Below are 21,895 nucleotides of genomic sequence, written 5' to 3'. Positions count from 1 at the left end.
ACGCGGCGGCAATTCCCCAAGTTGCAAGATCAGGCATTTAGCCCTCCAAGTTCGGTGAGTCTGTCAAATTGCCCAGAAATCGAATTTGATGCCTTCCCTGGACCTGCCGTTATTGATAATGGCCCGTGCCCGCCATAGCATCTTGCCAGTACCGCACCGTGGCGGAGTTCAGGCGAAAAGGCATCACTTTCACAGAGCTGACCTCAGTAATCCTTGTGTTCGCGGAACACACGCTGCTGGCCGTTGGCGTTGAAGGCGATGACCTGATAATCGTCCTTCCGGCCCGTTTCCATGCCCCTGCATCATTTTCATGCACGCCTCAGTCATGGCTTTACGGTCTTCGGGGGACATATCAGACATCATATTCATCATCCCCCTCATGCCTTTTCCTTCGTCCTCGTGGGCCAATGCAGAGAAGGATCCAATGGTTCCGGCCAGAAGAATCGCTGTGATGGTGAGCCTGGTTTTTGAATTGCGCATTTGATTCACTCCATATAAAGCCCCGTTACGAATGAACCGAAGTACGAGACTTTGTTGCAAGAACTAACGTTAATGAGTTTGCCGCGATGGGCAAAAACCGGTTAAGACTCAGGAGTAATGTTCTGCAGGGGGTGTAATAGAAGCCAGGAAGGGATCCTGGTAGTGGGCCGCCTGTGCGGCAAAAATCAGCTGGGAACCGGTATCGGTAAAACTTGTGAAGTTCCCCGGCGGCAAGGCAAAGCAAACGCAGGCCCGCTGAACACCAAAAGCAGTGACAGCAACACAACGATAGTGGGGCGATTCTTTGCGGCCATCCTGCTTTCAAGCACCAGTCTGTGACATTAACAAATTAAGGCATACGATCTACCGATACGTTCCCAAAAGACCAACACTATTTTATTCCGTTGTAAGCGTCCGCCGATGGCGCTGCTCTTCTGTGTCGGCAGTCGGGTTAGAACATCCCTTGGATACCCATAGGGATCATGCCCTTTCCGCATAGCCGACTGGATCAGCGTCATGACCGCAGCCGCGCGTTGACCACTGCGGAGTGATCCCAGGAACAGCCCAACGCACAGGGCCACGAGCCTTCACTTATACGTGACGCCGTGTCGATCGAAGATCTCATAAACTTCCCCGGCCTCCTCCTGCGGCAACATCACCCGGATCGTCTGCTCTTCCTTATCAATAAAGATCACATCCTGTGGGATTTCGCTGCCAATAAGATCGTCTCGCGTATTGCGTGCCTGATCCATGTTCTCGAACTTACCATTAATAGCTTTACCCATCGTGCTTCTCCTTGTTGTTTAGATTCCATCCAAAGCATAGCTAACACATCAATTTCTGTAAATTTACGACGTTTCCAAGAGCCAAACGCTGCCTGAGACCTCCTCAACCGCAGCGTTCGTCAGCGACCCTTATCCTTCGGATTGTCTACCCCCGGTCGGGGCGACCCGCCCTCTATCAGGCGAATGTCTGTTCACCGCAACAGTGATAAGGTCAGAACTTGACCTCTCCCCACAACCAGGCCTTGTCCGTATCCACGCCACGACCATCGGCGGCATAGCTGGCGAACTTGGCACCCACCGTGTAGTGCTTGTTGATCGGGTAGACAGCCAGCAGCCCCAGCTCGGAGCCATAGCTCAGGCTATTGATGTCACTGCTGTAGTCATGATAAACGGCCAGCCACTTGACCCCCTTTGCTGAGGCACCCGCCGATACGTATAGATCCTGCAGGCCATCGTCCGGGGTGACCAGGAACTGGTCGGCCCAACCGTTCATCGCGTGAAGCGTCGCCAGAGGCGTCTGGAATGACCGGCCGTCGTCCGACTCCAGAGTCTCCATACCCACCTTAAAGGTCAGGCCGTAGACTGCGAGCCCCACTTCCGCCAGCCAATAAGCGGCCTCAAAGCTTTGCGGGTTGTCTGCATAGTCTTTCTGGATTGCGTACTCCAGGGTGTACAGGACCCTGGCGTCTTCCGATACATCGGTGCCACCTGCGAACCGCAAACCAAAATTCTGGGTTGAGTTGACGTCTGCGTTGGTAAAGTCGAAAAGATAACCGTAAGTGGTCAGGGTTCCGGCAGCCAAGCCATGATACTGTGCGTTGAAAATCGGCGACTGCATTGGGAAATTGCCATTAGGGCTGGCATCCGAGAACACCCGGTTAGCATTGTAAAGATAGCCCGCTGTGATCTTCGTGTCCGGAAGCGACTCGTTGGTGCCGACAAAGGCATCGAAGGTTTGCTCATTCTGGCGCCAGCCAACCGTACCGATAAACCGGTGATTGTCCAGAGCAAAGCGCTGACGGCCGTAGGTCAGGCTGGTATCCGAAAAACCTTTGTAACGCACGTAAATTTGGTTGACTTCGGTTTCCGTCGGATCAGCGACTACTGAGTGATCGGTTATGCCATTGATGGTGCTATTGTAGTTCTCATTCCCCACAGCGGACACATCTTCCGCCTCGGCAAACACCTCAAACCCCTTAAAATCACCAGTCCGGTACCCCAGTCGGGTTCGAACGGTAGAAGCATGGGCTTGATCAAGAGGGTTGTCCTGATCCACAAATTCGTAACGGTAACGAACATCAAGCGAAACCTTTCCCCCGGTTAAGGCTTCGGTAAAGGTCATGGACAGGACAGGCGTTGCGGCAGAGGCCAGAACCGAACCAATGGCAAAGACAAGCAACGACTTCTGGTTTTTTTGGCCATTCCTGGCAGTGAGCGGAGTTAGCATCATTTTCATCCTAGTGGTACCTTCAGCGGCCGTATAAATGGTTGAATGGAGTCAACATTTCATCGATAAGTCGCTCGTTCAGTTTAGGGCGCCAATGTCAGCGACAACCTTGATATCGGTCAGATTGAACCTGACTCTCAAGGGGTACCTCCATAGGCTCACAGGCAAAAAGTGCTGAACAACGCGCCACCACCTTGTACGTCTTGCAAAGCCGTCCATACGGGCCTCATTTTTTCAGGAATACAGCCGGATCAGAGCTTAACTGCACCTTCAGGCTGTCCAACTGATGGGGTCCACCTCAATGTACACCAGAAACCTCAGATGAACTTTATTAGCGGGGGGTGGGGGTGGGGGTGGGGCAGACAAAAGCATGGGCAGATTAATATCTGCCCAAAACCTGAGTATTTCATTAACTCTCAAGAACTATATCAAACCGCAAAACTCATTCAAGCGACCTCCATGCGGTCAAAATGCATATTGTAACCTCGCACGCACTTCATCTCCGCTAGCGCCATTGGCTTCTTCGCCATCCATGTAGCTCATTCCAAGTCGAACATTCTTGTTGGCGTAATAGTTAACGCCCAGTGTTGTTTGCTCACCGTCGGTCGTGGCCAGCCCCACGTCACTGTATTTTCCGTCACCATCCTCAAAGCGGGCAACAACTTCCCAGGCCCCTTTGGGCGATGCCGGTTTTACCCGCTTGAATGCTCCGGCTTTGTAAGGACGGCTTTCGCCGGTGATGATCCAGCCAAGTTGTACGTAATAACCATCAACATCCACCTGGCCTTCTTCGGAATCGAAATATTCGGCCTGGGCATGGAAGGGCCCGGAAGCGCCGGCGAGTTCCAGATTAAACGTGTCGACCTCCTCGGCCTGAGTGTCGGCGTCACGCGTGGTATAGCCCGCACCAAGATGAGCAACCAGATTATTCGTTTGAATCGGTGCAAACGTGCCCCGTGCGGTTACTGCCGTGTTATTGAAGTCGTCGCTGCCATTGCCGTCTGCTTCGAAATAGCCGATACCGTAGGTCCAGTTGCTGCCTTTGCCACTGAGCTGGATGCCGCCGCTGCGACCGGGGGTATAACGCTCGGTCATGGCGGATCGCTCAAGGGCCGAGATGTCTTTTGAACTCGTTAATTGTTCCAGGCCGAATGGCTCTTTCTGCTTACCAATAGTCACGGTTGCCGTCGAGCCAAATCCCAGGTAGCGAATGTACAGGTCCTCCGCGGTGCCGCCTTTGGCGCCGTCACTCTCAGCCACGTTGAACTGGGTCTTGTACGCCCAGTCGCCAAAGTGGCCCTTGGCGTAGAGGCGTGCCCGGCGCACATCGAAATCGGTCGTGTCAACGCCGTTGTCGTCAGACTGCGTGGCGTCGTAATCCCACTGAATGCGCCCGCCGAGCTGAAAAGACGCTGATTTATCCAACGTTTTCACCTTGATACCACTGTCGGTATCAATCACAAGGTCTTTGCCGCTGGTCGTAACGGTTCCGGCCTGTGCAGCAGAAGCGGCAGAAATCGCCAAAGCCAAGCCCAAATATTTCTTGCTCATGATCTGTCTCACCTTTTTCGGTTTGCTTGTGTGTGTTGAAGCGCTATTAAAGTCTATTTGGCAAAGATTACAGAATGGTTACAGAGAATGCATCAAAACAGGGCGCTGGTCCGGGCCGGTGACAGGTTCTGGGGCGCTAGGTGTTGCGGTCGTTTTTCGGGGGCAAGCTCAGAATGTGCCGATTTGTCTCTATAATAATGATAAAAAAGAATAAATAAGATGTGGCAAGACTTTTGCTCAATCATATTTGGAGCAATGAAACCCAACCGAAGGTATCCATTATGAAGAAGCAGTTTTTCACCAAATCCGGATTTATCAGTATCACTTTGCTTGCAGCACTTCAGGCTGCGCCCGCCATTGTTAGCGCTGACGTCAGCTCAAATGTGAGCGCCAGCAGCAACTATCTGTTCCGGGGCGTCACCCAGACAGACGGGGCTGCGGCTGTCCAGGGAGGGTTGGATTAAGAGCATGCGTCGGGCTTCTATGCCGGTGGTTGGGGTTCCAATGTCGATTTTGGTGACGGCACCAGCTATGAGCTTGATCTTTATGCCGGATTCTCCGGCTCTGTGGAAGAACTGGGTTATGACGTTGGGTACATTTATTATGCGTATCCTGACGCGCCGGACTCCATCGACTTCGGCGAACTGTACGGCGAGATCAGTTATGGCATTGCGGCCATCGGCCTGGCCTACACGATCAACAGCGACACCAGTGGTGATGGGGTGTTCGTGCAGGGGGATGCCTATTACTACGCCTCTGTTGGGGTGCCTCTGGAGGACAGCTACAGTGCCGGTGTGACGCTTGGCTATTACGACTTCGCTGATGACGGCAAGGCTTCTGTCGGCGAGGCAAGTTATTCACACGTCGCCGCCAACGTTACAAAGGATGCGGGAAACTTCGGTTCTTTCAGTGTTAACGTGGAGTACGCGGACATTGAGTCAACCGACGCGCTTGGCTCTGTCAACTCGGATGATCCGAAGTTCTGGCTGGGTTGGAGCAGGAGTTTCTGATCGGCCAAGTGATCACAAGCAATTCAGATCCAGAATAAAAAGCCGGCCCAAATGACGGGCCGGTTTTTATTTATCATGCAAGAACCCACCATCGTGCGCCTGCCTTGACGCCCGGTGACTCGACATCCTCGCCCTTACCTCTGCCCCCCCCCCTGCCGCCAAAGCTCATTTCTTATCCGGTGCCTGAATTTCAAACTGTATTAAAGGTTTGTCTGTAAGGTCGTTCCAGATTCCCACGCAAAAATGCTGACTCACTGACCTCAGTCAAACAGCCAGGATGATACTGAATGAACAAACGATTGTTGTTGTGCGCGATGATAGTTCCGGGAGCCTTGGCCGTCTCTCCCATGGTGTCGGCCCAGGCAAAAGAGAGTGTGTCGCTGAAAGAATATCAGCAGGCCAAAGCCAGCCAGGCTGTTTCCCTGAACCAGGCCATGGTGATGGCTTTCGAGAACAGCCCGGTATTGGCTTTGAGGCGGGCCGCGGTCTCGATGCAGCAGGGCCAGCTTGACCATGCCAGCCGCTGGGCGCCCAGCAATCCAGAGTTTGAGGTGGGGGGGCGTCAGGCCCCGGAGCAGGCTGATGAGTCCCTGGAATACGGGATTAGGGTTACTCAGGAGATCTGGATGGGTAACCGCGGCGACCTTGGCCAGTCGCGTGCCCGGAGCAATCTCACGTCCCGGCAACAGGAGCTTGAATACCTGAAGGTGGCCACCAAGGCGCGCGTACGGGCCGCCTATTTCCGGATACTGTTGGCTCAGAAAGAGTTGAAAACCGCAACCCGTGCCGTTGACCTGATGCAACGCACCAAAGACCTCGTTGAAATGTCCGTAAAACAGGGAAAACAAACCCGGATTGATCTCAATACCGCAGTCATTGGGCTTGCCAGGGCCCGGAATCAGAAAGCCTCGGCGGAACAAAAGCTCGAGCAATCAAAAATTGATCTTACCGAAGTGCTCGGGGTGTCCCCCTCCGATGCCGTTGGGGTGACCGGCGAGCTTGATGTGACGCTCGAAGACCTGCCTCCGACCAGCCAGCTTGTCGAGATGGCACAGAGTCAGAGAGCGGACCTGAAAGCGGCGGCCGCCAGAATTGCAGCGGATGAATCTGGCCTTGAAGTTGCGAAAAGCCTGACGATTCCAAATCTGAAAGTCTTCGGATTTTATGATCGTGAGGAAGGCTCCAACCTTTTTGGTGCAGGGGTGTCGATGCCTTTGACCGTTTTTCATGATTATTCCGGTGAGCAGAGACAAGCTGCTGCGCGGCTGAAAACCTCCGAGCTTGAGGCAGAGGCTTTGCGCCTGGCTACAGAGCGTCAGGTTGTGTCGGCTGTGGCCCGGTATGAATCCACCGCCGTTCGACTGCGCCAGATGAACGAGTCGATCCTGGAGCGTTCAGAGGAAACATTACAACTGATGCAAAAAGCACTTCGGGCGGGCAAGGTCGGTGCCTCGGATGTTCTGGCGGCCCAGGACAACCTCCTGTCGGTAAGGCAGGAATACGTTCAGGCGCAGAACGATTATATCGATGCCGTGCGGGCGCTGGAGATAAGCACGGGAGGTGCTCTGTCGATGTCAGCCGGTTCCTGAGGATAAAAAACTCAAGATTAACCGTTATCTAATATTGAGGGTGAACGAATGATTCGCAATCTGAAGATATTTTTAATCGTTGTCAGCGTTCTGGGTATGCCGCAGGTATACGCTGCCGGAGAAGCTGAAGGTGACCAGCACGCAAATGAAGAAGCCGGGCATGCTGGAGAGGAAAGCCAGTCCCGCAGAATTCATTTGACGCCGGAGCAGACACAGTTGCTGGCCATACAGACCGTGGCGGTGTCCAAGGGGCGTGCCGACGCAATTGTCACTGCACCTGCTGAGATTCAGTATGTGCCGGACCGCGTGGCCGAGGTTGGTCCGCTGCTGGAGGGAAAACTGACAGGGTTGGCGGTTGATCTGGGGGATCGTGTCAATAAGGGGCAGTTACTGGCAACCCTGAACAGTGTGGAGCTAGCCCGGATTCGCTCCCGGTTAATCTCGCTGGAGGCCCGCAAAGAAGCGGCCGAGTCTGACTACAATCGTGAAAGGGAGTTGCAGGGACAGGGTATTTCCAGTGAAGAAGAGTTCCTGGATGCCAAGGCTGCCTTTCTTGAAACAAAAGCGGAGTACGATTCCGTGCGGGAACAACTGGCGGTTTACGGCAGCGAGTCGTCAGGTGACAGTGGGGGGCTGGCGCAATACGCGCTCCGCTCACCCATTGAGGGGCGTGTCGAGCAGATGCATGTCCGGCTGGGTCAGACCTTGAGTCCGTCGGATACGCCTTTCATCGTGGCGGATGCCTCGGTGCTGTGGGCCATTCTTCAGGTGTCGGAATCCGATATTGACCGGATCTCAATGGGAGACCAGGTTCAGATTTCCTCCAGGGATTCAAGTTCCGACCGGTTTCACAGTGGGCAGGTATCCTGGGTGTCGAGCATGCTCGATGAAAAGACCCGCACCATCCCGGTTCGTGTTGTGCTGGAGTCTCCCCGGGGCGACCTTCGCCCGAATACCTATGCCACGGCCAGAATCATGACGGAATCGGAGGCTTCACTGCCACTGGTTCCGGATGACGCGGTACAAACCATTGGCGATGAATCTGTTGTGTTTGTTCCGGGTGATGAGAAAGGGGCTTACAAGGCGGTTCCCGTCATGCTTGGCAAGGAGGCAAACGACTGGATCGAGGTCAAGTCCGGCATCAGCGCAAACACGGAAGTGGTTTCAGTAGGCGCTTTTGATCTGATGTCGGCCATTACCGCCAGTGGCCGCAGCGCCGCTCACGGACACTAAACCCCGGGGGGAGCATGATCAACGCAATTGTGAATTATGCGCTGAACAATCGTCTGATGACGCTTGTTTTTGCGATCGCCGTGATCGTTGCCGGCGTATTTTCATTTCAAAAACTGCCGGTGGACGCGTTTCCCGACGCGACGCCGACCATGGTTCAGGTGTTTACCACCAGTCCTGGTCTGTCGCCGGTTGATATCGAAACGCTGATTTCCTATCCCGTTGAGATCAGCATGTATGGAATTCCCAAGCTGGAAAAAGTGCAGAGCACGTCGATTTTCGGGTTGTCGCGGGTGACCATCTATTTCGAAGATGGCACCGATATCTACTTCGCCAGGCGGCTGGTAAACGAACGGCTTTCCGAGGCCAAGCGCCAGATTCCCGAGGGGATGGGGCAGCCGGAACTCGGGCCCATAGCGAGCGGTCTTGGGCGCATCCTGATGTATTCCCTGGAAGCTGAGGATAAGGATCAATACAGCCTGCAGGAAATCCGCACGATCCAGGACTGGATTGTCAAACCCCAGCTCAGAACCGTGCCGGGTGTAACCGGTGTGCTGTCTATCGGCGGCGAGGTAAAACAGTACCAGGTCAATATCGATGCGCAGAAGCTTCAGGCAAGGAACCTGACAGTGTCTGACGTTCGCGGCGCCCTCACCCAGAATAATCGGAACGTCGGCGCCTCTTTCATTACGCGAGGCGGTGAAGAGTATATAGTTCGCGGGTACGGTTGGGTTAATTCAGGTACCGAGGGCATCGAGGACATCCAGAACATCATTGTGTCCAAGAGTGAGGGAGAGTCTCCTATCTATGTCAGGGATGTTGCAGAGGTTAGCCTTGGACCGGCGATCCGCCGCGGCGCGGAGGTGTCCTCGGGCGAGGAGTCCGTGGGCGGCTACGTGATGAAGCTGATCGGAACCAACACCAGTCAGGTACTCGAGGACGTCAACGCAAAAATCGATGATCTGAACAAGTCACTTCCCGAAGGGCTGAAAATAGAGGCTTATTACTCCCAGGCGGAGTTGGTGGGCAAGGCCATAGGCACTGTCGAGAAAGCCTTACTTGAGGGCTCGGTTCTGGTGCTGGTGTTCCTCTATCTGTTCCTCGGAAATATACGTTCCACACTGATCGTGGTGGCGACCTTGCCGTTGTCTGTGCTTTTCGCATTCATTGCGATGCGGATTTCGGGCCTGTCCGCCAATCTGATGAGTCTGGGGGGGCTGGCTATCGGCATCGGTATGATGGTGGACGGCGCCGTTGTGATGATAGAGAACATCTTCCGACATCTGGAAGAACGATCAGAGGAAAAGGTCAGTGTTCTGAGGCTTGTAGGTGAATCTGCCCGGGAAGTGGCTCGTCCGATTGTGTTTGCCATTGGCATCATTATTATCGTTTTTCTGCCGCTGTTTACGCTGCAGGGCGTTGAGGGCAAGCTGTTTTCGCCCATGGCCTACACCATCAGTTTTGCGTTGATCGGTGCGCTGTTACTCGCGTTGACGTTGGTGCCGGTTCTGGCCTCGCTGTCATTCAAGATGGGTGGACAACACAAAGAGCCGAAGCTGGTTCTGTTCCTGAACCGGCTATACAAGCCGGTGGTGAATACTGTCGTCAAAGCCCCTAAAATTGTGATGGGCGTGGCCGTCATTGCCTTTGCCGGCAGTCTCCTGCTGTTTCCCTATCTCGGGAGCGAGTTCGTGCCCACGCTCAGGGAAGGCACGTTCCAGATTCGCTCGACACTGCCTCCTGGAGCCAGTCTTGAATCCGCCATCAAGTATGGCAAACGGATTCAGTCCGTTGTCGATGAATTTCCAGAGGTCACCGGCACCTATGCCAGGATCGGTCGTGCCGAGGTGGGCGGTGATCCTGAACCCGTGAACGTTGTCGCGACGCTCGTCAATCTGAAGCCTCTGGATCAGTGGCGCGAAGATGTGAGCTATGAGGACCTTCAGAGCCGGATTGCGGAGTCTTTGGCTGAGCGGGTTCCCGGGCTTGCCAACAATCTGTCACAACCGATTCAGCTCAGAACCGACGAACTCCTCTCAGGCGTTCAGGCGCAACTGGTTGCCAGCATTTTCGGCGACGACCTCGACGAGTTGGGCCGGATCGGCAAGGAAGTGGCGGCCCTGGCGAATGATGTGCCGGGGGCAACGGATGTGCGCGCTCAGCAGAGCGCAGGTAAAAAACAGATCGTTATTCGCCCCGACCGTGAAGTGCTGGCGCAGTTTGGCATCAGCATTGATAACCTGATGAGTACGGTCGAAACCGGGATTGGCGGTAAAGGCGCGGGGCTGGTCTTCGACGGTGTCCGGCGATTTGAGATCTTCGCCCGGCTGCAAGAGTCCTATCGCGGGTCCATCGATGAAATCAGAAAGCTTCCCCTCCGGGGTAATAGTGGCGAGCTCATCCCGCTTTCACGGGTGGCCGATGTTGAAATGTACGCTGGCCCCAAGAAAATTTCGCGCTCCAATGCCAGTCGGCGACAGTACGTGCAGATGAACGTACGTGGTCGCGATATGGGCGGTGTTGTTCAGGATTTGCGCAAGCGGATCGAGGAGCAAGTGGACATGCCGCCGGGGTATTTCGTGGAGTTCGGCGGTCAGTTTGAGAACCAGGAAAGGGCCATGGCTCGGCTTGCGATCGTTGTGCCCATTACCCTGGCGCTTATTTTCCTGCTTCTTTTCTCGGCATTCAGTAGTCTGCGCTATGCGGTGCTGATCTTCATGAATGTGCCCTTTGCGATTACCGGTGGCATTGTCGCGCTGTTTGTGACGGGGCTTTACCTCTCTGTGCCCGCTGCCGTGGGATTCATCGCGGTGTTTGGTGTGGCCGTACTTAACGGCGTGGTGATGGTGAGTTACATCAACCAGTTGCGGGACGAAGGCTACGAAGTCATTGAAGCAGTCAAGCTGGGTGCTCAACGCCGTTTGCGGCCGGTTCTGATGACCGCCTCTGTGGCTATTCTGGGGCTGATTCCCCTGCTGCTGGCCGATGGCATTGGCTCTAATGTCCAACGGCCACTGGCAACGGTTGTGGTTGGCGGTCTGATCACTTCAACGCTGCTGACGCTGGTGGTGTTGCCCAGTGTGTACCAGTGGTTTGCATCTGAACGTCGTGACGTTTCAGTCTGATAGTCAGGAGACGGTTTATGTATGAAATAAAAGCGTATGTCAGAGAAGTGATGGCAGGGCATGTGGTTGATGCTCTGGCCAGAGTCAAGGGCGTGACAAGCATTGCTGTCGTGTCTCTCAGCGAATTTGGTCATCTGGTCGGCGATGAGTCGCCTCTGGAGAAAGTGAAGATGGTCAAGCTGGAAATAGACGTAGCGACCGATGATGTCGCTGGTGAAGTTGTGGAACTCATTGTCAGAACGGGCAGAACCCAGAATGGGCACCCGGGTGACGGCAAGGTACTTGTATCCCGCCTGGTTCGGGCTGTTCGTATCGACGATGGTGCGACCGACGAGAGCGCACTTCAACCGGCATCAAACCAGCGCTTTTCCTAGATTGGATGGCGGCATCGTGGCCATGAGTCGCGATGCCGCTTCTCCCCGCCCTTATTGAGGAGCACTTTCAAGTTCCCTGAGCTAATGCCTTCCAAATTCAAGTTCATTTCAACCTTTTCACTTACTATCTCCACCTACCTTGTCATGGGCGTCTCGCCCCCATGAATTGTGGCTAACAACCCCTTCGGGAGAAAGTCGATGAAGGCAAGCAAGCACTCGCCCAGGGCGTTGCTGTGTTCAGTACTATTGTCTATTCCTCTGTTCGGTCAAGCGGAGACTGTGAATTGGACAAATTGGCTCACTGGCCAGATAAGCAAGCATCCGGATGTCATGGCGGCGACAGAGCAGGCGGCAGCCCGGGATGCGGATGCTGAGGCAAGCGAACAACCGCTGTATAACCCGGAGCTGTCTGTTGGAGCAGACAGAAATGGCAGTGACAACAACTTTGTGGCAGGGCTATCACAAACGATCGATTGGTCTGATCAACAGGGTGCGCTAAAGGACAAGGCAAAGCTGATCAGGCTTTCCGCTGAAGCTGATTTGAACGAGGCGGTTTTGGCACAAACGTCCGAGTCGCTGTTTGCGCTTGTCGAGTGGCGCGCGGCGACGCGTGCCGAAGAAATTGCGGAATCCCAGCAACACCGTCTGGATGCCTTGCTGGAGCAGGTTGAGCAACGCCAGCAGGCGGGCGACCTGGGGAGTACCGATGCAGAGTTGCTTTTTTTAAGCCTTTCTCAGCAGCTCAGTGAACTCGCCCAGGCAAAGGCTGCGGTTGATCAGGCGCAAGCCCGGGTCAGAGAGCTTCTGCCGGATTGGCGGCCTCAGGATGGGGGGATCCCCGGGCACATTTGGCCGGCTCTTGCTTCCAGGGTCGATAACGACAATTTGCTGGATCATCCGTCAATTGCTGCTGCCCGCGCGAGGTGGCAGGTGCTGCGGAGCGAAGCCGAGGTGGTCAGTCGCAGAGCGGCGGCATCTCCCACGGTCGGGCTGAGCGGAGGGCGTGATGAGGGTGAGAACCTGGTTGGCCTGACGTTCTCGATCCCTCTGAATGTCCGTAATAACTACCGTGCCGAAATCCAGGCTGCCAACCGACGATCATTAGAGGCCGAGGCTCGGTTTCAGGCACTTTATCGGAAGCAGCAGTATGATCTGGCGGGCGCCCGAGCTGCCTGGAAGCGATACGACACCCAACTCAGCCGATGGACAGAACTCTCCCAGGGGCGTGTACAGCGAAGTGCCGATTTGCTTGAGAAGCAGTGGCAGGTCGGCGACCTCTCCACCTCCGAGTATCTCCAGGCGCTGGGCCAGCGCGCGGAGAGCCTGAAAACCGGTATTGAACTGGAAAAGCTGGCGCAACTGGGTCTGATTGAGCTCTTGAGTCAGTCTGGCGAACTGATCACCCTCTTCCAATACTAGTCTGGAAACTGGATATTCATTATGAAAAAAACTCTGATTTCTGTATTCGCATTGACGTTGCTTACAGCCCCACTTTCTTTTGTACAGGCAGAGGAAGATGCTCATCAGGAAGCCGGTCATGATCATGCTGCCAGTGGCGACGATCATCAGGAAGTCACCGGTGAGGAGGGCGAGTATAAGGAAGATCATGGTGAAGAAGGTGAGCATGAGGAGGAAGGTGATCATGAAGAGGAAGGGGGGCACGGCCACGAAGACGAGAACGGTGGCCATGAAGAAGCGGCCACCGCAAGCATCAATGCCAAACAGAAAGAGCTCGCCGGCATTGAAGTAGCAACCCTCGAGAGCAAGCGCGTTGACTATGAAATCTACGCTCCCGGTGAGCTGCTGACCAACGGCTATACCAGCTATCACGTGTCCCCCCGGGTTGCCTCGGTGGTGTTGAGACGTCACGTGGAATTGGGTGAGCACGTAACCAAGGGCCAGCCGCTGGTAACCCTGTTCAGTGAGACGGTGGCACAGGCGCAGGCGGATTACAGGAAAGCTTTTCCTGAATGGAAGCGAATCAGCGGGCTGGGTCGTTCCGTGGTTGGCGATCAGCGGTTCAATACAGCGAAAGCCAACATTGAAGCAGCAAGGGCGACTCTGCTTGCTTACGGGCTGAACGATGATGACATTGGTGCGTTGAAGGCCAGCGGGGTGGATAGTCTCGGTGAATACATGCTCAGGGCTCGCGTGGATGGTGCAGTACTGACCGATGAGTTTGAGCAAGGACAAAGAGTTGAGGCTGGCCAGCCGCTGGTGACTCTTGCTGATGAGAGTGAGCTTTGGGTAGAAGCCCATCTGCCAGCAAGCTCCGACATTGTTCTAGAGAAGGGCGCGGAAGCCGAAGTCAGGGCAGCGGGTCGTGTGGGCGTGGCAACGGTGTCCCAGGAAGCCCACACCATTGATCCTGTGACCCGCACGCGGATTGTCAGGCTGGAGCTGGACAATCCTGAAGATCGTTTTCATCCAGGAATGTTCGCAGATGTGTATTTTCGTTTTAAGACCAGCGAGCCGGTGCTTGCCGTGCCGGAGACTGCATTGATGCGTGGCGCGGACGGCGACTGGACGGTCTATGTGGAAGAGGCCGAAGGCGAGTATGAACCCGTGGAAGTGGAACTGGGCCGCTCAATTGGCGGGCTCCGTGAGGTTTCCGGCCTGGCTGCGGGCCAACGAGTCGTTTTGCGGGGCGCATTTTTTGTGGCCTCTGAGATTGCCAAAGGCGGCTTTGATCCGCACAACCACTGATTCCGGGAGCCATTATGTTCAACCGAGTAGTCGATTGGGCGGTTCAGAACCGCCTGTTGGTTCTTATTGCGCTTGCAGTGCTTATCGCCACGGCCGCGTTTCAGATACCAAAACTGAATCTTGATGCTTTCCCCGACGTTACAAACGTCCAGGTCGCTGTTAATACAGAGGCGCCCGGACTTGCGGCTGAGGAAGTCGAGCAGCTGATCACCTATCCCATTGAAGCGGTGATGTATGCGTTGCCGGATGTTGAGGAGGTTCGGTCCATCTCCAAAACCGGGTTGTCCGGTGTCACCGTGGTCTTTAAAGAGGGCACGGATATCTATTTCGCGCGCCAACTGGTTTTCGAGCGGTTGCAGGCCGCGCGGGAGCTGATTCCGGACGGGGTCGGGGTGCCTGAAATGGGGCCGAATACGTCCGGTCTTGGCCAGGTCTACCAGTACTTGCTGATAGCGGACCCGGATTCGGGGTACGACGCAATGGAATTGCGCAGCTTGCACGACTGGCTGGTCAAACTGTTGCTGATACCGGCTGAAGGGGTTACGGAAATCCTGTCGTTTGGCGGAGAGGTCCGCCAGTACCAGGTTAACCTGAACCCGGCGCGAATGCTGTCCTATGACTTATCACAGAACGATGTCATGGAAGCCCTGGAGAACAACAACTCCAATGTTGGGGGCTGGTATATGGGCCGCGGGCAGGAGCAGTTGGTTATTCGCGGTATGGGCTGGCTGGGTAATGGCGAGCAGGGGCTCGAGCAGATCCGTCAGGTGCCCGTTAAAACCAGTGATGGCATTACAGTGACAGTGAACGATGTCGCCGAGGTAGCGCTGGGCACTGAAATTCGCCAGGGTGCGGTAACCATGACCCGGAAGGATGAAGCCGGTCAGGTTGAACAACTGGGTGAAGTGGTTTCTGGCATTGTACTCAAACGAATGGGGGCCAACACAAAAGCCACCATCGACGGCATCGAGGCCCGCATTGATCGCATAAATCAGGCGCTTCCGAGTGGGGTTCGTTTTGAGCCCTATTACAACCAGGCGGATCTGGTGACCAAGGCCGTAGAGACGGTGACCAATGCGCTTCTGTTGGCTTTTGTGTTTATTGCGATCGTGCTTGCCCTGTTCCTGATGAATCTGCGGGCAACAACGCTGGTGCTGCTTTCAATACCGATTTCCATCGGGATTGCCCTGATGATCATGGCCTGGTTCGGTCTCTCGGCCAACCTGATGTCTCTGGGCGGTATTGCTGTGGCAATCGGCATGCTGGTGGATGGCTCTGTTGTTATGGTCGAGAACATGTTCAAACATCTGACGCATCCGGATGCTGAGCATGACGCCCGTCGGGATGAATTGGTGAAAAACGACCCTGACCCATTGGACGCGTCACACGATGACCATGGCATTGCGCTTCGACTGCAGGAGGCAGGCCGGGAAGTGGCGCGACCAATTTTTTTCGCGACGGCGATTATCCTGGTCGTTTTCATGCCTTTATTCAGCTTTGAAGGTGTGGAAGCCAAGCTGTTCCAGCCAATGGCAATCAGCATCATGCTGGCTATCGTGTCGGCGGTGGTTGTTGCTCTGGTGGTTGTACCCGCGCTGGCGTCATACATGTTCCGTAAGGGTATCCGGGAGCGGGAAAGCTTCATTCTAAAACCCCTGGAAAAGCTCTATCGCATGGGGCTTGCCTGGTCACTGAAGCATAGCCGCGTGGTTGTTGGCGCGGCGGCTGTTCTTGTTGTGCTGGCGGCTCTGGTCGTGCCTCGACTCGGCACTGAGTTTGTCCCTGAGCTGGAAGAGGGAACGATCAACCTCCGGGTTACGCTGGCCCCTTCATCAAGCCTTGATACGGCGCTTGAAGTTGCGCCAAAATTGGAAGCCATGTTGATGGAGTTTCCAGAAGTGACTTACGCTCTCTCCCGGGCTGGCCGAGCAGAAATAGGTGGCGACCCGGAGCCCGTTAACAATATAGAGATCTATATTGGCTTAAAACCAACTTCGGAGTGGACCAGCGCCAGTAATCGCTATGAATTGCAGGCCCTGTTTGAGGAGAAGCTCGAACAGCACCCGGGGCTACTGTTTAACTTTTCTCAGCCTATCGCGACTCGGGTTGATGAATTGTTGTCAGGTGTTCGTGCGCAGTTGGCCATCAAGCTCTTTGGCCCGGATCTCGACGTACTGGCGGAGAAAGGCCAGCAGATTGAAGCGGCGGTCCGAACAGTTCAGGGAACACGAGACGTGGCCATGGAGCAGATTGCTGGTGAAGCGCAGTTGGTGGTTCAGCCTGACCGTCAGGCACTCTCCCGGTACGGACTTGCCGTGTCTGATGTGATGAGTGTCGTCCGGGATGGACTGGGTGGTGCCGCCGCGGGCCAGATCATCAACGGAAATGAGCGGTACGATATCTATGTGCGTCTGGCCAAACGTTTCCGGGAAGACCGGGATGCCATTGCCGATTTCAGGTTACAGGCGCCGTCCGGAGCCTGGGTGAGACTCGGTGATGTGGCCGATGTATCTATTGAGTCCGGCCCGCCTCAGGTGCGCCGCGATGACGTTCAGCGCCGTGTGGTCATTCAGTCTAATGTGCAGGGTCGTGACATGGGCAGTGTGGTTGCCGATATTCAGGATACCATCGCGTCAGAAGTGAACCTTCCCCCCGGCTATTCGGTGGATATTGGTGGTCAGTTCGAAAACCAGCAGCGAGCTCAGAAACGATTGACCATTGTGGTACCTGTATCTCTGGGGCTGATTGCGCTGTTGCTCTACTTCGCTTTCAGTTCGGTTGGTCAAGCGCTGTTGATTCTGGTCAACGTGCCGCTTGCCGTAATTGGTGGTGTCTTTTCGCTCTGGGTCTCCGGCCAGTATCTTTCAGTGCCCAGTTCCGTTGGATTTATCACACTGTTTGGTGTGGCGGTGCTTAACGGGGTCGTTATGGTCGAAAGCATCAATCAGCGAATACAGGATGGGTTGAACGTGGATGCCGCGGTGTTTGAAGGTGCCGTCTCCCGTTTACGTCCTGTCTTGATGACAGCAATAACCTCGGCGCTCGGCTTGATACCGATGCTGTTGTCGACGGGCGTGGGAGCGGAAATCCAGAAGCCACTGGCCAGCGTGATTGTTGGTGGTCTCGTGACTGCAACTTTCCTGACACTCTTTGTTTTGCCGGTTCTGTTCGGTCGCTTTTCAAGAGCCAAGGTGAGTGATATCCAACGGTAAAAAATGGGAGAAGCCGCGCTGCGTCATCGACGGTTGCCTTTCTGGAGGTTTTCTAATCCGGAAGTGGCAGTAGAATGACAATGCTGGCTCCTCCGTTTTTTGAGGTACCCATGTTCATCTGTCCGAGGTTGTCTTCGACAATCTCGGACACGATGGACAATCCGAGCCCAAAACCGGCGACCGTTTCATCCAGCCTGGTACCCCTGTTCATGACAGTGGCTGCCGCCTCGGGAGAAATTCCGGGGCCATCGTCCGCTACTTCTATGGAGAGTCCTGATGACGTGCGGGCGATTGTAACGTCGACGGTTGTCTGGCACCACTTCCCGCCATTTTCGAGTAAATTGCCAAGTAGCTCTGAAAGATCCTGTCGCTCCATTGGCCAGCTGAAGTTTTCAGGTAAGTTGGTGTGGAGGCGAAAAACCGTGTCAGGGAAGATTTTTTCCATAACGGTGATGACACTTGCCGTGATTTCAACCGGCATGCACGTCCGTCCCATCTGTCTGCCTGATATGTCTGCTTTGCTCATCCGGTATTTCAGGGATTTGTCAAGCTCCCGCAAGTTAGAGGCCATAAACACAACATCCTCCCGGGACGGAGGCAAGGTATCGATATCCGACAAAATGGCAAGATTGGCAGAAATAGAGGTTTTGACCAGGTGAGAGAGATCGGAATTCAGGCGGCGGTGGCGGTCCAGCCGCCGGTTTGACAGCTCGAGCAAATCATTGAGCTGCCGGATCAGCGGACGAAACTCTTCCGGCACGTGAGGGTTCAGACGACTTTGTTTCCCGGATTGGAGCCGTCTCAGGTCCTCTTTTATCCTACTGATGGGCTTTAACGTCAGATGTGTGGTGGTTCCAATCAGTGCCAGCAGTATCGCCAGAAGAACGGCCGAGGCACCGAGCAATGTCAGGTGGGCCTTCAGCGGTCGTTCAGAGAGCGCCCCCTCGGTTTCAAGAACGGTGATTGAGGCCAGCTTTCCAGTAGCAGTGAACGTACGTCTAAGCCCAAAAAGCGTGTTCGCGCCCTGCGCTATGTGAATAAAACCCTCGGGCTTATCCACAACGCCCTGCATTTGGCTCAGGTCAAAGTTGTTGCTCGTCAGGACGCTCCCGCCTGCCGTTTCGATGATGATGGCATGCCCCAGAAGCATTTCAAACTGATGGATCATGTTCCTGAGGTCGTCAGTTGTCGGGGACTCGGCTTCAATGATTGCCTGAAAGTTTTCCAGCTCTTTACTCAGGTGTTGTTTCCTGGACTCGTCCGATAGTTGTTTTATCACGTAGGCATGTGAAAAGAATATCAGGGTGAAATAGACGAGGCTGAAAACAGCCCCATACTGAATGGCTGTTCTTCGGATACTCTTTGGAGCTGGCATATGTTGACCTGGTTCGTTCGGGCGTTCAGCCAGTAGGATCTTTTTCGAAGAGGTAGCCCTGGCCACGCAAAGTCTTGATTTTATTGCCCCCTATTATTTTTCTGAGCCTGGCTATATAGACCTGAACAACATTCCTGGTGGGACATCTTTCAATGTTGTAGAGGGTTTCAACCAGTTCATCCTGTGAAAATACCCTGTCTGGTGAACGCAGGAAACACTGCAAAAGGCGGAATTCAGTGGCTGTCAGTCTGAACTCTTTCTGGTCGGGCGTGGTCAGCGTTCGGTAGCTGGCGTTGAGACGAAATCCGTCGACACTGATTTGATCTGTTGTTCTGCCATCCTTCCTTCGGATAATTGCATTGAGCCGGGCTTTCAGTTCATCAAACTCAAACGGTTTGGGAAGGTAATCGTCGGCACCCGCGTTCAACCCTTCTACTCTCTCAGTCCAGTTGGAGCGTGCGGTCAGAATAAGGATGGCCTCTTTTTTCCCGTTTTTTCTCCATCTTTGCATTAAAGACAGTCCATTTTCATCGGGCAGTCCGATATCGAGAATAACGGCCTGGTAGGAGCTTGTTTCAATCAACGAGTCTGCTTCTTTGCCGGTTTTGGCGACATCGACTGTGTAGTGCGCCTGCGCAAGCCAGTCCGATATTTTTTTGGCAAGTACCGCATTGTCCTCAACAATCAGAATTTTCATTTGTAAGCGCCGTTTTTCGTGGTGGGAAAGTTTCGCCAGTCTGCCATGGATTGTACCAGTAACGGCAACTCCCCAGAAAAACAGCAACCCGTTAAAAATGGGGGGTTACCGGTCGACTTTTCAGTTTGATTTCAGTTGCACCGGGTAGCATCAATAATCGAGTCACGAACGCAAGAAGCTGTATATACATGGTTTTAGGAGCAACCTATGAGCGATAGACATTTCTATGCAGGTATGTCCAGGCGGCGCCTTATCCAAGGAGCTGCCACGATGGGACTTCTTGCCGGTTTCGACAGCTTGTTGCCGGCCTATGCTAGAGGACAACTGGACAACACGAACGCATTTCACACCGTGCGTAATGGCGCTGACATCTACGACCTGACCGTCGCGAGAACACCTCTCAAGATAGGGGGCACAGTCTCGGAACAGCCCATCACCATCAACGGCACTCTGCCAGCGCCTCTGGTGCGCCTCAAACAGGGGCGCGAGGCAATCTTGCGTGTCACCAATACGCTACCGGAGGCAACATCCATTCACTGGCACGGTCTGATTCTGCCGTACCAGATGGATGGCGTTCCTGGCGTCAGCTTTCCCGGCATCATGCCCGGCGAAACGTTTGAGTACCGTTTCCCGGTCGAACAGCATGGCACCTACTGGTACCACAGCCACTCTGGCCTTCAGGAACAGCTAGGCCACTATGGGCCGATTATCATTGATCCTGCCGAGCCCGAATCGGTGGCCTATGATCGCGAATACGTTGTGGTTCTATCTGACTGGACCTTTGACTCTCCCGAGGACGTATTCCGCAACCTGAAAGTGGCAGAGGGCTACTATAACTACAACCAGCGCACCGTTAGCGACTTCTTCAAGGATGTTGAAACCATGGGCTGGGATGCTGCGTGGAGCAAAGCCGGCATGTGGGGCAGAATGCGAATGAGCCCCCGGGATATTCTGGATGTAACCGCTTCTGAATATACCTACCTGATGAACGGATCGCCTTCTGCCAGTAACTGGACCGGGCTGTTCCGTCCCGGCGAGAAAATTCGCCTGAGATTCATCAATGCCTCGGCGATGACCTTCTTTGATGTCCGTGTCCCGGGCCTCCCGATGACGGTTATTTCCGCTGACGGCCAACCAGTGCAACCCGTTGAAACGGATGAATTCCGCATTGGCGTGGCGGAAACCTACGACGTGATTGTACAGCCAACCGACACGGCTCACACCGTGTTTGCCCAGTCACAGGATCGGTCGGGGTATGTGCGCGGAACGTTAGCCACCCGCAAGGGAATGGAGGCGCCAGTACCGCCCATGTATCCGCGAACCGAGCGCGGTATGGCCGCCATGGGCATGGGCGCGATGAGCATGGGCGCCATGGGCAAGGACGGCGATATGAACATGGACAGCGGCATGGACATGGGTGGCAAGATGGAAATGATGTCAGGCAGCAACGACAAAGCCCATGGCCAAATGATGATGAATGGCGCCGACTCGGGAATGAACAAGATGAGCTCGGACAAAGCAACGATGAATGAGGTCCCGACGGCGGGTCGGCCGATATCCCATGGCCCTGATAATCACGGTCCCGGGGCGGCCATGGTGGCTTCCAGCCCGCAATCGCGTCTGGATGACCCTGGTGTAGGCTTTGAAACAGCCAACCATCGGGTGCTGACTTATTCCCAGTTGCAGAGCATTGAGGGCTGGCCCGACAAGCGCCCGGCCGAACGCGAGGTGGAACTGCACCTTACCGGCAATATGGAACGTTACATGTGGTCGTTCGACGGCAAAAAGTTCTCTGAAGTCGATGGCCCGGTCAAGTTCTACCATGGCGAGCGCCTGCGATTGATCCTCGTCAACGACTCGATGATGGATCACCCCATTCACCTGCATGGCATGTGGATGGAACTGGAAACCGGTGCAGGTGAATATCGTCCACGCAAACACACGATTTCCGTCAAACCCGGCGAGCGTGTATCCGCGCTGATCACAGCGGATGCACCGGGTGACTGGGCTTTCCATTGCCACCTTCTGTACCACATGGACGCAGGCATGTTTCGTGTCGTGTCGGTCGTTTAACGGGATAGGGGATGAACATTATGATGAATCGCATCAAGTGGGTTGTGGGTGCCTCAGCCTTAACGCTTGCCTCGGGAGCCGGCGCCGCCGGTACTGGCGTTCAGGCCGAACCGGACTGGACGCTGCCGATACACGACAACCAGGTGTTTGGCCAGGTTCTGTTTGACCGGATGGAATACCAGCGTGACGGCGACAACGAATTGGCCCTGTGGGACGCCCAGGCCTGGATTGGTAAAGATCG

The 21,895-nt window shown here is 54.8% G+C and carries 13 protein-coding genes and 3 pseudogenes; 10 read left to right on the top strand and 6 right to left on the bottom strand.

Going from position 1 to position 21,895, the window contains the following annotated elements; translation table 11 throughout:
- Positions 1 to 821: 821 nt before the first annotated feature.
- The 4 genes and pseudogenes from AC13E3_RS02145 to AC13E3_RS02130 all read right to left on the bottom strand — a co-directional run.
- Positions 822 to 1,043 (bottom strand): annotated as a pseudogene (locus AC13E3_RS02145) (transposase domain-containing protein); the annotation flags it as partial.
- A 24-nt stretch (positions 1,044 to 1,067) separates the two neighbouring features.
- Positions 1,068 to 1,265, bottom strand: a complete 198-nt coding sequence (locus AC13E3_RS02140; protein ID WP_008171269.1) for a hypothetical protein — start codon at positions 1,263 to 1,265, stop codon at positions 1,068 to 1,070.
- Positions 1,266 to 1,476: 211 nt separating this feature from the next.
- The gene (locus AC13E3_RS02135) at positions 1,477 to 2,721 is read right to left on the bottom strand and encodes an alginate export family protein (RefSeq protein ID WP_050898258.1); all 1,245 of its coding nucleotides are present in this window, start codon (positions 2,719 to 2,721) and stop codon (positions 1,477 to 1,479) included.
- 456 nt (positions 2,722 to 3,177) lie between these two features.
- On the bottom strand, positions 3,178 to 4,263 hold the full coding sequence (locus AC13E3_RS02130; protein ID WP_008171272.1) for an OprO/OprP family phosphate-selective porin: 1,086 nt from the start codon (positions 4,261 to 4,263) through the stop codon (positions 3,178 to 3,180).
- A gap of 281 nt (positions 4,264 to 4,544) precedes the next feature.
- On the opposite strand from AC13E3_RS02130, the pseudogene AC13E3_RS02125 reads away from it, so the two are divergent.
- The 8 genes and pseudogenes from AC13E3_RS02125 (at position 4,545) to AC13E3_RS02090 (ending at position 17,509) form a co-directional block, all read left to right on the top strand.
- Positions 4,545 to 5,273 (top strand): annotated as a pseudogene (locus tag AC13E3_RS02125) (TorF family putative porin).
- A gap of 287 nt (positions 5,274 to 5,560) precedes the next feature.
- A complete protein-coding gene (locus AC13E3_RS02120; protein WP_039881875.1) occupies positions 5,561 to 6,862 on the top strand; it encodes a TolC family protein in 1,302 nt (433 codons plus the stop codon).
- Positions 6,863 to 6,910: 48 nt separating this feature from the next.
- Complete coding sequence (locus tag AC13E3_RS02115) at positions 6,911 to 8,095, top strand: efflux RND transporter periplasmic adaptor subunit (protein WP_008171276.1); 1,185 nt, start codon at positions 6,911 to 6,913, stop codon at positions 8,093 to 8,095.
- Positions 8,096 to 8,109: 14 nt separating this feature from the next.
- Complete coding sequence (locus tag AC13E3_RS02110) at positions 8,110 to 11,217, top strand: efflux RND transporter permease subunit (RefSeq protein WP_008171277.1); 3,108 nt, start codon at positions 8,110 to 8,112, stop codon at positions 11,215 to 11,217.
- 17 nt (positions 11,218 to 11,234) lie between these two features.
- Positions 11,235 to 11,591, top strand: coding sequence for a P-II family nitrogen regulator (locus AC13E3_RS02105; RefSeq protein ID WP_303291887.1), 357 nt, complete (start codon positions 11,235 to 11,237; stop codon positions 11,589 to 11,591).
- Between the two features lie 279 nt (positions 11,592 to 11,870).
- Positions 11,871 to 13,010, top strand: coding sequence for a TolC family protein (locus tag AC13E3_RS02100; RefSeq protein WP_405418191.1), 1,140 nt, complete (start codon positions 11,871 to 11,873; stop codon positions 13,008 to 13,010).
- Between the two features lie 21 nt (positions 13,011 to 13,031).
- Positions 13,032 to 14,297: an efflux RND transporter periplasmic adaptor subunit gene (locus tag AC13E3_RS02095; RefSeq protein ID WP_089674911.1), complete on the top strand. Its 1,266-nt coding sequence runs from the start codon at positions 13,032 to 13,034 to the stop codon at positions 14,295 to 14,297.
- Positions 14,298 to 14,311: 14 nt separating this feature from the next.
- Positions 14,312 to 17,509, top strand: coding sequence for an efflux RND transporter permease subunit (locus AC13E3_RS02090; RefSeq protein WP_405418187.1), 3,198 nt, complete (start codon positions 14,312 to 14,314; stop codon positions 17,507 to 17,509).
- 52 nt (positions 17,510 to 17,561) lie between these two features.
- Here AC13E3_RS02090 and AC13E3_RS02085 read toward each other — a convergent pair whose 3' ends face one another.
- Both AC13E3_RS02085 and AC13E3_RS02080 read right to left on the bottom strand, forming a co-directional pair.
- Entirely contained in the window at positions 17,562 to 18,950 is a 1,389-nt protein-coding gene (locus AC13E3_RS02085) for an ATP-binding protein (RefSeq protein ID WP_227497845.1), read from the bottom strand.
- Positions 18,910 to 19,581: a response regulator transcription factor gene (locus AC13E3_RS02080; RefSeq protein WP_008174546.1), complete on the bottom strand. Its 672-nt coding sequence runs from the start codon at positions 19,579 to 19,581 to the stop codon at positions 18,910 to 18,912. Before AC13E3_RS02080 ends, AC13E3_RS02085 begins: the two co-directional genes overlap by 41 nt.
- A 234-nt stretch (positions 19,582 to 19,815) precedes the next feature.
- On the opposite strand from AC13E3_RS02080, the gene AC13E3_RS02075 reads away from it, so the two are divergent.
- Both AC13E3_RS02075 and AC13E3_RS02070 read left to right on the top strand, forming a co-directional pair.
- Complete coding sequence (locus AC13E3_RS02075; RefSeq protein ID WP_050898323.1) at positions 19,816 to 21,654, top strand: copper resistance system multicopper oxidase; 1,839 nt, start codon at positions 19,816 to 19,818, stop codon at positions 21,652 to 21,654.
- Between the two features lie 11 nt (positions 21,655 to 21,665).
- Positions 21,666 to 21,895 (top strand): annotated as a pseudogene (locus tag AC13E3_RS02070) (hypothetical protein); the annotation flags it as partial.

The sequence above is a fragment of the Marinobacter sp. L-80 genome (assembly GCF_056859395.1).
Note: the sequence above shows the minus strand (reverse complement) of the source record. Positions and strands in the feature narration are given on the sequence as shown.